The organism is Bacillus sp. FSL R9-9530 (assembly GCF_038008145.1).
GTDB lineage: Bacteria > Bacillota > Bacilli > Bacillales > Bacillaceae_G > Bacillus_A > Bacillus_A mycoides.
Genome location: NZ_JBBOYO010000001.1, coordinates 1,869,424 through 1,881,631 on the forward strand (window position 1 = coordinate 1,869,424; position 12,208 = coordinate 1,881,631).

Sequence of the window (12,208 nt, forward strand, 5' to 3'; positions counted from 1 at the left end):
ATCACGTCCTAACATGATTAGGCTGAAAAGAATCAACCACCACTTACTGGCGGAATCATTGCTACTACATCGCCAGTTTGAATAATGTCATCCTCATTTGCATACTCTTCATTTACGGCGACCATTATCTCGTTTGAAATCGCTACGCTGTATTTCTTAATGAGAACTTCCTTTAGTTCAACAACCGTAATATTTTCACAATCTATGTACAAGGCCGGCTTACTTGCTTCTTCTTGCAAATGTGCAAATAATAGTACTTCAATCATGTTCTCATCTCCCTTTCAGGCTCACCATTTGCATATGCTATTTTCTCTAACTGATCACCTATCCATGACTCACCATCTTCCCAAAACTCTTTCTTCCAAATCGGAATAATTTGTTTTATACGCTCCATAATATATACGTTCGCCTCATAGGCTGCTTTCCGGTGTGGTGTTGAAACGGCGACAACAACAGCAAAATCAGAAATTTGCAATGTACCAATGCGATGTGTAATTGCTACATATGTCCCAGGCCACTTCTCTTCTACTTCATTACCAATTTTCTCAAGCTGTTTTTCCGCCATTGTTTTATATGCTACATACTCTAAATATAGCGTACGACGTCCTTTCGTAAATTCTCTGACGGTACCAATGAAAGTAGTAACCGCACCACACTCACACCGAATTACTTTGTTTGTAACTTCTTCAATTGAAATAGGTGTATCAATTACTTCATAATACGTATGTGTCATTTTGCACCTCTTACCTTTGTATAAATTAGCAATCTATTTTTCTATTACTTGTATGATCGAAGTGGTTCTTTCCACGGCCACTCACTTCCTATGTTCGATTCCAATAATAATACCGAAACAATTATTCCTGCTTCAAATCCTCTTGTTCCGCCCGGCAGGACGATAAATGCGTTCGCCTCTGCAAGTGAAGAAATTGCACTAGATTTATCTAAACCAACTGGTGTAGCTTGCAATTGGCCATCTACAATTTCTACTCTCCCTCTTACAAAACGAGTAAATGGGTTTGCTTTCGGAAAATCTTTCTGTAAAATCGCTTCTGCACGATATACATGCGGATCTTTTCTTTGCAAATATGTTCGAATAACTGGTCTAACATATAATTCACATCCGACATAACAAGCAGAGGGATTACCAGATAGACCAAATAATAGTTTTCCTTCTAGCTCAGCTACAGTTGTCACGCTTCCTGGTCGCATCGCTATTTTATTGAAAAGTACATTAGCTTGTAATCTCTCATAAATAGCAGGTAAATAATCGTAGTCTCCTACTGAAACGCCACCAGTTGTAATTAAAATATCGACTTCTTTTATTGCTCTTTTTACGGTCTCATAACACGTCTCTAAATCATCAGCAAATTGTCCATAATAGCGTACAATTCCACCTGCTCGCTCAATTTGAGCAGCAATCATATAGGAATTACTATTTCGAATCCTCCCCGATTTAAGCTGTTCATGTACTTCTAAAAGTTCACTTCCTGTCGCTACAATTCCAATAACCGGCTGTTTTACAACATGTACGGAACTATAACCAAACGTAGCAAGAAGCGCCGCTACTCCAGGGTTAATAGAAGTCCCTTTTTTCACAAGTATGGCATTTTGTTTTACATCTTCTCCTTTAAAAGAAATGTTATCACCAGCAGCAAAAGAGCGTTTTAATTTCATATAAGTCTTTTCTTTTTCTTCAAATCCTTCCGTTAGCTCTAACATAACAACCGCATTACATCCTGCTGGAATTGCAGCTCCTGTCATAATACGTACAGCTTGAAATACTTTCACCTCTTCTCTAAAAACAGAACCTGCCCCGATCTCACCAATCACTTCGAACTGAATCGGGTTACTGCTATTTGCTTCTTTTGTATCTTCCGCTCGAATCGCAAATCCGTCGTACGGAGAGCGATCGAAATGCGGGACATCATGATCTGCAATAACATCTTCTCCAAGCATTCTACCGTAGCTGTCTATAAGAGAAACCTTTTCTATTTCACCTTGATGAGCATACTCCATTATGCGTGCAACTGCTTCTGCTACTGGAATTGGTTTACGTTTTTCTAGCATTCTTTTTTCACCTCGTTTTGATAAGGATAAACTCTCTTTCTGTTCATCCTATATATTTTGCGTATAATCGTTTTGCCATTTTTACATCATTTGTCCCATGAATAAATGCCCTACCGTCTGTAAATAAAACAAAACGATATTCATCTACTAGAAACGATAGTAAATATGGAGTTTTTTTGACACTCACGCTTTTTTGTAAGCGATTTCGAACTTCTTCTAAATTAAGAACTCGCTTTATCCCTGGACGGATTTGAACTGTATTCCGCCCGCATAGCACTTCAGTTTTCATCTGTGATCCAAATGTTAAATTTGGGTAAGTGCGTACATTCCCACAAGATGGACATGTACTTTTCTTCTGCCTATTTACTTTTAATGAGAGATATTGATTGTTCCAAATATCAAATGATAACATCGTTCCCCTTAGCGCCTGAAAATCATTCACCAATATTTTCATCGCTTCTGTCACTTGGTGAGCAACGACCATTTGTACAGCCGGCTGAATGATTCCTGCTGTATCACATGTTGCACCGCCCATAGGATGATCCATTAGGCAGCGAAAGCATGGTGTTTCCCCCGGAAGAATTGTATACGTTACACCGTAACTTCCAATGCATCCACCGTATATCCAAGGTATATTTTCTTTTTGCGAAATGTCATTTATAAGTAGACGCGTATCGAAATTGTCAGTCGCATCTAATATAAGATCCACTTCTTTTGTTAACTCTTCTATTTCTTGCATTGTGACATCCGTTACAATTGGTACAATTTCTACTTCAGAATTAATCTTTCTTAAATGTTCTGCCGCTGCAATTGCTTTTGGTTTACACTGCTGTGCATCTTCTTCTGTATATAACTGTTGCCGCTGTAAATTACTCCATTCGACGTAGTCACGGTCAGCAATTGTTAATTTCCCAATCCCCATCCTAACGAGCGCTTCCGCATTTGCAGCTCCTAGTGCACCCGCACCGATTAGGAGCACATGTTTTTTTCTTATTTTTCTTTGTCCCATTTCACCAATTCCAGAAAACAATACTTGCCTTGAATACCGCTCTTGCATAGGGAATCCTCCTCTCGCTATCCACCAATATAAGACATTTCAACTTTTGGACGTTTATTTGTACTTTCAGCCGTTCTTTCATCCGAATACCGATCTGTTCTGCACTCCCATGTATGTTGGAGAATTTTTAATAATGAAGCATCAGAAATATTTTCTCGAAGAAGCGTTCGCAAATCAGTTCCTTTCGTTCCAAATAAGCACGTAAAAAACTTACCGTCTGCCGAAATACGAGCTCTCGTACAAGAGGAACAAAAAGATTCAGAAACAGAAGTAATAAATCCAACTTCTGCATCGCTCCCTACATATCGATACAATTTCGCAACTTCTCCAAAGTAACGAGGCTGGGCGGGCTCAATCGGATATACACGATTAATTTTCTCTATTAATTGTTCCTTCGTAATAACTTGTTCAAAGTTCCATCCGTTCGTACTGCCCACATCCATAAATTCGATAAAACGAAGCTGAATTTCTTGTTCTTTAAAATAACGAGCCATTAGAAGAATTTGACTATCATTCATCCCTTTTTTTACGACCATATTTAATTTTACTTCTAATCCAGCTGCTTTTGCTGCTTCAATTCCTTTCAATACAGGTTTTGTACTTACATTTCGTCCATTAATTTTTCGGAAGACATGATCTTCTATCGCATCTAAACTAATGTTTACACGTTTTAATCCCGCTTCTTTTAATGACCTTGCCTGTTTTGCTAAATGAATACCGTTTGTTGTGAGTCCAATATCCTTTAAGCCTTCTAGCTTTGTAAGCCTTGCAATTAACTTCGGTAAATCTTTACGCAATAAAGGTTCACCGCCAGTAAGTCTAATTTTATTAACACCCATACTTATAAATAATCTCGCTAACCTTTCTATTTCATCGAACGTTAATAAAAACTCTTCCTGTAAAAAAGCATAATCAGGTCCGAACACTTCAGCTGGCATACAGTACGTGCACCTAAAATTACAACGGTCAATAACTGAAATACGTAAATCTTGAAGTGGCCGCTCTAAAGAATCTTTCATCTTCTCGTGCATATATATCCCTTCTTTTCTACTGCAATCATTAGTAAGCTTTCAATTTTTTTATTTGCCTTCATTATAAAAAAGAAGCTACATATTCAATGTGACTTTTCTCACATTACTTTCCCCATTCAAAAATTCTTCACAAATCCGTTCGAATTTTGTTCACATCTCTAGTCCCATTCTCTTTACATACTAAAATTTCTTAAACTAAAAAACTTATATTCGTATAATATAAACCCTTACTATAAGTAGCTTTTTAGACATTTAAGGTCGTTTTTCCTTACGGTCATTGAAATTTTACTTTATTTTCAAAAATATCTCTTGCAATTTCATCATGATTACATCCAAAATAAGAAATATACTGCTTATAAGAAGAAAGGTGATTGCTGTGGCAAACAGTACGGCATTATCCAAAGATTTAAAGGAGTTACTTTCATCTGTTGAATATAAAATGCAAATCAATAAGGGGAGTTTTATTTTTCAAGAAGGTATGGAAGCAACAGAAATTTATATTATTCACTCTGGAAAAGTGCAAATCAGTAAACTTAGTGCTGACGGACAAGAATTAACACTTCGCATTTGTTCACAAAATGACATTATTGGGGAATTAACATTGTTCACGGAAGATGCAAGGTATTTATTAAATTCAAAATGCCTTGAAGATGTTGAAGTAGGCGTTATAAAGCGTGAAGCCTTAGAAAAAGCATTACTCCAAAAACCCGCTCTTGTATTTGAATTTATGAAATGGATTAGTGAACATTTAAGAAGAATGCAAACGAAGTTCCGAGATCTAGTATTACATGGCAAAAAAGGTGCCCTATATTCTACTCTCATTCGAATGACAAATAGTTATGGTGTGTTTAAAGAAAATGGGATTCTCATCGATTTACCATTAACGAATCAAGAACTTGCAAACTTCTGTGCAACTTCGCGTGAAAGCGTAAATCGAATGTTAAATGATTTGAAAAAAAAAGGTACGATTTCTATTCATAAAGGAAAGATTACAATCCATGATTTACAATTTTTAAAATGTGAAATTGCTTGTGAAGATTGCTCTGCCTCTGTTTGTAGCATAGAGTAGCATCTTATTTAGATGCTACTCTTTTTCTCTTGCATACAGTTATTTCCTAAAAAAGACGAGGCCTTCCATTAGACCTCGTTTCATGTTAGTTGCTAACTTCTATTCGTTTACTGTGGCATTATTTTTTCAATTCATTAGGAATACGTCTTCTGTAAATCACATAACTACGGCTTAAGTATTTAATTGGGGCACTAAATACATGAACAAGTCTAGTAAATGGCCATACTGCGAATAGACCCATACCTGCAATTATATGAATTTTAAACCATACTGGTACTTCCATCATATATTCAACTTTCGGTTGGAAAATAAAGAGACTTCGGAACCACGGACCGATTGTTGTACGATAATCAAACCCTTTTGAGTCGATATTTAAAAAGGTTGAAGAAAGTCCCGCTAGCATTACGATTAGTAATAAAATAAGCGCAATATAATCTCCCCTTGTACTCGTTGCAATGATGCGTTTTACTGTTACACGGCGGTACGTTAATATAATTAAACCGATGATAGAAGCAACACCTGCCGGAAGCCCGAAACTAATTGCCATTATATGATACATATGCTCAGAAATACCTATTGAACGGTATACAGACTCTGGAATTAAAATCCCCATAACATGACCACCAATGACGAACATGATCCCAAAGTGGAATAATAGACTTCCGATTCGGAGCATTTTCTTTTCTAATAGTTCACTAGATTTTGACGTCCATCCAAATTGATCATAGTTGTATCTGAAAATATGTCCACCGATAAAGATTGCAAAAATGATATAGGGAAACAATACCCATAGAAATTGATCCATCATTTTGACAACTCTCCTTTCTAATTTTCCTGTACACCCCATGTATTGATAGCGAGTAGAACAGCGGCGAGAATTGGTTCATACATACAGTTTGCTTCTTTTAATTGCCCGTGCAACGCTTGTATATTTTCCGTGTATTTACTCATAATTGGTTCGCTATCTTTTTCATTCGCGTTTGCAAGAAACTCAAGTAGAAGCGGTAAATAATCAGGTAGTTCTTTATCTGTTACGTTAAAACCAGATTTTTGATAATGCTGTTTTAACTCTAATAATTCAATTCCACGCTCTCTTTGTTCACCTGTTTTCATGTAGGTAAGATACATATTTGTCTTCTTTCCAAAGTCGAATGTATAGACGTAAGAATCAATAAGTTGATTGTCTGTTTTATTTAGCGCTTCTTTTATAAATGTTGTAAGTGATGCTCTGATTTCTTCCTGTTCAATTTCTTGAATCTCTTCCTGTAATTCTAGTAAAGCTTCCCTCCAACCTAGTTCAGGATAGGAGAGAAGAAAAGAAGAACAAGAAAAAGCTGTTTGTAAACTTTGTTTCATAGTTTTCTGCCCCCTTTTTTTAAGAAATTGTCGTACAAGAGCCTGGCCCACCTGCGAAAGATAAACCACAACTTCCTTGCTCGCTATATAAATCTGCAACTTGTTCGCGGTGAGACGTCGGGATAACAAAGCGATCTTTATATTTCGCAATAGCAAGAAGACGATACATATCTTCTACATCTTCTTTCGTTAAACCGAGTTCTTTTAATACAGCTTCATTTGGTTCTTTATTAATTTGCAATGCTCTCATATGTGTTCGCATGACAGCCAATTTTTTCAATGTAAGACGAATATGTGATTCATCTCCTGCAGTGAGTAAATTCGCTAAATATTGAATTGGAATACGCATATTATCAATAGCAGGGAAAATCTCTTCTGCTTGCCAGTTACTACCTTTCCCCTCCACCATGTTCATAATTGGGCTAAGCGGCGGGATATACCAAACCATTGGCATTGTACGATACTCTGGATGAAGAGGTAGAGCGATTTTCCAATCGATAATCATTTTATAGATTGGCGACTGTTGTGCCGCTTTAATCCATTCTTCAGGAATCCCTTGTTTTTTCGCTTCAGCTGCTACTTCTGGATCATTTGGATCTAGGAAAGCAGTAAGCTGAGATTCATATAAATCTTTTTCATTTTCAACAGAAGCCGCTTCTTTTACTTTGTCAGCGTCATATAGCATTACCCCAATATATCGAATACGTCCTACACATGTTTCAGAACAAATTGTTGGCATACCAGCTTCAATACGAGGGAAACACATTGTACATTTTTCAGCTTTATTTGTTTGCCAGTTAAAATATACTTTTTTATACGGACAAGACGATACACAAAATCTCCATGCACGACATGCATTTTGATCCACAAGAACAATCCCATCTTCCTCACGTTTATACATCGCACCCGATGGACAAGAAGAAACGCAAGATGGATTCATACAATGTTCGCAAATACGTGGTAAATACATCATAAAGACATTTTCAAAATCCGTTTTAATTCCTTCTTCCATTTTCTTGACGTTCGGATCTTGTAACCCTGTTATATGTCCGCCTGCTAAATCATCTTCCCAGTTTGGACCCCATTCAATTTTGTCGATAAATTCACCCGTAATTGCTGATTTCGGACGAGCAACTGGTTGATGCTTACGCTGCGGGCTATTTGTTAATGTTTCATAATCATAATTCCAAGGTTCAAAGTAATCATCAATTGTTGGCTGATCTGGATTGTGGAAAATATTCATAAGACGCTTCATTTTCGAACCGGATTTCAGCTGAATTTCACCATTTTTCAATTCCCAGCCGCCTTTGTATTTCTCCTGATTTTCCCATTGTTTCGGATAACCAATTCCAGGTTTCGTTTCTACGTTATTGAAGTACATATATTCAGCACCTGGACGATTCGTCCAGGTGTTTTTGCATGTTACGCTACAAGTGTGGCAGCCGATGCATTTATCTAAGTTCATTACCATTCCGACTTGCGCTTTAATCTTCAAGCCAATCTACCTCCTTCAGTTTACGGATTACAACGTTTAAGTCACGCTGGTTCCCAGTCGGACCATAATAGTTAAATCCATAGCTTAATTGGCCATATCCACCAATCATATGTGTTGGTTTAACGTGAATACGAGTTGGACTATTATGTGTTCCCCCGCGGGTGCTTGTTAATTTCGTACCAGGCACGTTAATGTGACGATCTTGCGCATGGTGCATAAATGCCATCCCCCTCGGTATACGGTGTGTTACAACAGCACGTGCTACGACTACGCCGTTACGGTTAAAGCATTCAATCCAATCATTATCAGCAACACCAGCTTCAGTCGCATCATCTTTATTCATCCAAACAGTTGGACCACCTCTAAACAGCGTTAACATTGGCAATGAATCGAAGTACATACTATGAATCGACCACTTATTATGCGGTGTTAAATAGTTTAGTGTAATTTCTTTCCCTTCTACTTCAGGGCGTGATTTACGGAATGGTTTATGTTGCAGTATTGGTTTAAATGTTGCCATCGTTTCGCCAAATTCTTTCATCATGTCGTGATCTAAGTAGAAAGATTGTCGACCAGTTATCGTTCTCCAAGGGATGAGACGTTCAACATTTGTTGTAAATGGTGAGTAACGGCGTCCACCTTTTTCAGAACCCGTAAAGGCCGGAGAAGTAATTACTGTTTTAGGCTGCGCTGTAATTTGTTCAAATGTGAAGCATTCTTCTTCACGTTCTTCTGCTAAGTCACGTAGTTTTAAATCGGTTTGTTTTTCAAGCGCTTCCCATGCTTTTACCGCCATATGACCGTTTGTTGTAGAAGAAAGTGTTAATACCGCCTCAGCAGCATTAATTGCTTCTTTTATGTCTGGGCACCCCTTCGCAATAGAATCCGTTCGAACAACTCCTAATCGACTCTTTAATTGCTCATATTCTTTTTCTGCCGACCAAGAAATCCCTTTCGTACCAATCGGTTGTTTTCCGGTATTTGGTCCAAGCGCTGTCATCTTGTCATAAATCGTTTTATAATCCCTTTCGACAACATGAATTTGCGGCATTGTTTTACCTGGGATCGGTTCACACTCTCCTTTGCTCCAGTCTTTAATCTTACCAAGTGGTTGTGCTAATTCTTGCGGTGTATCGTGAAGAAGTGGTGTTGCAACGACTTCTTTCATTGGTTCAAGATCGATTTTCTTCGCTAAATCTGACACAGCTTTAGAAAGAGAGGTGAAAATATCCCAGTCAGAGCGTGCTTCCCACGGTGAACCGATTGCTGGATTAAATGGATGTACAAATGGATGCATATCCGTACTGCTTAAATCATGCTTTTCATACCAAGTTGAAGCAGGTAAGACGATATCAGAATAAAGCGCCGTTCCAGCCATACGGAAATCTAAATTAATGAGTAAATCTAACTTCCCTTCAGGTGCATCTTCATGCCACTTAATTTCTTCTGGTCTTAATGAGTCACTATCGTCATTCATTAATCCGTTTGTTGTACCTAATAAATGTTTTAAGAAATATTCGTGTCCTTTACCGGAACTTGAAATTAAGTTTGCACGCCATACGAATAAGTTACGCGGGAAGTTGTTTTTATTATCTGGGTCTTCAATCGCAAATTTCAGTTCTTTTTCTTTTAGTTTTTGTGCAACGTATTTTCCGATTTCTTCTTGTGTTGTTGCACCAGCAGCAACAGCTTCTTTATATAATTCAATTCCATTCTTCTCGAATGTTGGATATGAAGGCAACCAGCCAAGTCGTGCTGCTAATACATTGTAATCACCGTGATGTTGATAACGAGAGTTGCCCTCAACTGGTGATGCTAAATGTCCAACAGGTGTATCTTCATAGCGCCATTGATCTGTTACGAAATAGAAGAAAGATGTACCGTTTTGTAATTTCGGTGGCCCCTGCCAATCTTTCGCCATCGCGATTGTTTGCCATCCTTCTGCTGGTCGTAATTTTTCTTGACCAACATAATGTGCCCAACCGCCGCCGTTTACACCTTGTGCCCCAACGAGAAGAACAAGATTTAAAACTGCGCGATAAATCGTATCAGAGTTAAACCAATGGTTAATACCAGCTCCCATAATAATCATCGAGCGGCCATTCGTATCAACTGCATTTTGCGCGAACTCACGAGCAATTTGAATAATAAGCTCTCGTTTTACTCCAGTCATTTTCTCTTGCCATGCAGGTGTAAACGGTACATCATCATTGAAATCTTTCGGTTCTTGCCCGCCAAGACCTCGGTTCACACCGTAATTTGCTAACGTTAAGTCATATACAGTTGTAACGCACACTTCGCCTTCTTCTGTCATAACTTTTTTCACTGGAATTGTACGTTCTAATATTGTATTTCCATCATCAGAGAAGTACGGAATTTGCACTGTTTCAACACTATCTTCCATTCCAAGTAAAGAAAGACGTGGATCAATCGTTTCACCTGTCTGTTCATCTTCTAAACGCAAGTTCCATTTCTTCTCGTTATCCCAACGTGATCCCATTGTGCCGTGAGGTGTTGCAAAATCTTTCGTGTTATCGTTCCAAAGAACAGGCTTCCATTCTCCTAACTTTGTTTCACGTCCAATATCAGTAGCATTTAAGAAACGATCAGCGACGAATTGATCTCCTTTTTCTTTCAATGTGACAAAGAAAGGAAAATCAGTATATTGCTTCGCATACTTTGTGAAGTATTCCACTTGATTATCTACGTAAAATTCTTGTAAGATCACATGCCCCATTGCCATCGCAAGCGCACCGTCTGTACCTTGTTTCACACTAATCCAATCATCCGCAAACTTAGTAGACTCGGCGAAGTCAGGACTTACAGAAACAACTTTCGTTCCTTTATATCGAACTTCGGCTAAAAAGTGTGCATCTGGCGTTCTCGTCATCGGTACGTTTGAACCCCATGTCATAATGTAACCAGAGTTATACCAGTCACTACTTTCTGGTACATCAGTTTGATCACCCCAAATTTGCGGAGAAGCTGGTGGTAAATCAGCATACCAATCATAAAAGCTAAGCATCGGTCCACCCATAAGTTGCATAAAACGGCTACCTGCAGCGTGACTTAACATCGACATTGCTGGAATTGGTGAAAAACCAACATTTCGGTCTGGACCGTATTTAATTACTGTGTATAGTAATGAAGCAGAAACGAGTTGTAATACTTCATCCCAATTCGCACGAATGAATCCCCCTTTACCACGCGCCTGCTTATACGTACGTGCTTTTTCAGGGTTTTCCACAATGCTTTTCCAAGCGTCTAGTGGTGACTCGTTATTTTGTAGTTCCTCTTGCCACATTTCCCAAAGCACACCACGTACATACGGATATTTCACACGAAGCGGACTGTAAATGTACCAAGAAAAACTCGCTCCACGCGGACATCCTCGTGGTTCAAAATCAGGCATATCAGGACCTGTTGTTGGATAGTTAAGCTCTTGACCCTCCCATGTTACAATTCCATCTTTCACATAAATGTTCCAGCTACAAGAACCAGTACAGTTCACACCGTGTGTAGAACGGATTACTTTATCATGCTGCCAACGCTTTCTATACATATTTTCCCATTCGCGATCTTCATATGTTTCTTGTGTATGATTATCGTTATAACGATCTATTGGTGAAAAATATTTTAAACGTCTCATTAATGCTGAAGGTTTCTTCTTCATACTGTTCACTCCTTTAATACGTCTCTCTTACATACCCTTACTATAAAAGAGGTTGTAAAATACAGATGTGACATTTCGCACAGTTCAAGAGATTGTCATAAATTCATTTGGAAATCGGTTTAAGGGGAAACATTTATAAGTAAAGATTACTTTGTTTTGTTGTGAAGATTTCGGTCAGCGGTGGGCTTATTAGGAGAATAGTATTTGGAGGATTCACCTTTTTTTGCATAAGAAAAAACGCAGGAGAAATTCCTACGTTTTTATATAAATATATTAAAAAGAGTTTTGATACTACTTCAATAACGCTATAAGGAATTTACTTTTCTGCAACGATACTATTATCAAGACATATTTTATATAAAGTGAAACTTTAATCAGCCCGCAAATAGAGGGATAAAACTACAAATCATTATTTACTGTATTGCCCTTAATTACGGAAACAATTATACTAGATGTTATC

The 12,208-nt window shown here is 38.0% G+C and carries 10 protein-coding genes; 1 reads left to right on the plus strand and 9 read right to left on the minus strand.

Going from position 1 to position 12,208, the window contains the following annotated elements; translation table 11 throughout:
• Window positions 1-32 precede the first annotated feature (32 nt).
• The 5 genes from moaD to moaA are packed head-to-tail and all read right to left on the minus strand — an operon-like array spanning window position 33 to window position 4,155.
• Window positions 33-266, minus strand: coding sequence for a molybdopterin converting factor subunit 1 (gene moaD, locus MKX66_RS09280; RefSeq protein WP_107887964.1), 234 nt, complete (start codon window positions 264-266; stop codon window positions 33-35).
• Complete coding sequence (locus tag MKX66_RS09285; protein WP_002031600.1) at window positions 263-733, minus strand: molybdenum cofactor biosynthesis protein MoaE; 471 nt, start codon at window positions 731-733, stop codon at window positions 263-265. The genes moaD and MKX66_RS09285 overlap by 4 nt, the downstream gene beginning before the upstream one ends.
• 44 nt (window positions 734-777) lie before the next feature.
• A complete protein-coding gene (locus MKX66_RS09290) occupies window positions 778-2,067 on the minus strand; it encodes a molybdopterin molybdotransferase MoeA (protein WP_107887963.1) in 1,290 nt (429 codons plus the stop codon).
• A 43-nt stretch (window positions 2,068-2,110) separates the two neighbouring features.
• Window positions 2,111-3,124, minus strand: coding sequence for a molybdopterin-synthase adenylyltransferase MoeB (locus MKX66_RS09295; RefSeq protein ID WP_002031598.1), 1,014 nt, complete (start codon window positions 3,122-3,124; stop codon window positions 2,111-2,113).
• A gap of 17 nt (window positions 3,125-3,141) precedes the next feature.
• The gene (gene moaA / locus MKX66_RS09300) at window positions 3,142-4,155 is read right to left on the minus strand and encodes a GTP 3',8-cyclase MoaA (RefSeq protein ID WP_341085971.1); all 1,014 of its coding nucleotides are present in this window, start codon (window positions 4,153-4,155) and stop codon (window positions 3,142-3,144) included.
• A gap of 376 nt (window positions 4,156-4,531) precedes the next feature.
• Between moaA and MKX66_RS09305 the strand changes: the two genes are divergently transcribed.
• Window positions 4,532-5,224 (plus strand): Crp/Fnr family transcriptional regulator, encoded by a 693-nt coding sequence (locus tag MKX66_RS09305; RefSeq protein ID WP_044444129.1) that lies wholly within the window; start codon window positions 4,532-4,534, stop codon window positions 5,222-5,224.
• 118 nt (window positions 5,225-5,342) lie between these two features.
• On the opposite strand, the gene narI is transcribed toward MKX66_RS09305, so the two are convergent.
• The 4 genes from narI to MKX66_RS09325 are packed head-to-tail and all read right to left on the minus strand — an operon-like array spanning window position 5,343 to window position 11,748.
• A complete protein-coding gene (gene narI / locus MKX66_RS09310) occupies window positions 5,343-6,032 on the minus strand; it encodes a respiratory nitrate reductase subunit gamma (protein ID WP_002031592.1) in 690 nt (229 codons plus the stop codon).
• Between the two features lie 17 nt (window positions 6,033-6,049).
• On the minus strand, window positions 6,050-6,580 hold the full coding sequence (gene narJ / locus MKX66_RS09315; RefSeq protein WP_098635331.1) for a nitrate reductase molybdenum cofactor assembly chaperone: 531 nt from the start codon (window positions 6,578-6,580) through the stop codon (window positions 6,050-6,052).
• 19 nt (window positions 6,581-6,599) lie between these two features.
• Entirely contained in the window at window positions 6,600-8,075 is a 1,476-nt protein-coding gene (gene narH / locus MKX66_RS09320; protein ID WP_326996502.1) for a nitrate reductase subunit beta, read from the minus strand.
• A complete protein-coding gene (locus MKX66_RS09325; protein WP_341085974.1) occupies window positions 8,065-11,748 on the minus strand; it encodes a nitrate reductase subunit alpha in 3,684 nt (1,227 codons plus the stop codon). The genes narH and MKX66_RS09325 overlap by 11 nt, the downstream gene beginning before the upstream one ends.
• Between the last annotated feature and the right edge of the window lie 460 nt (window positions 11,749-12,208).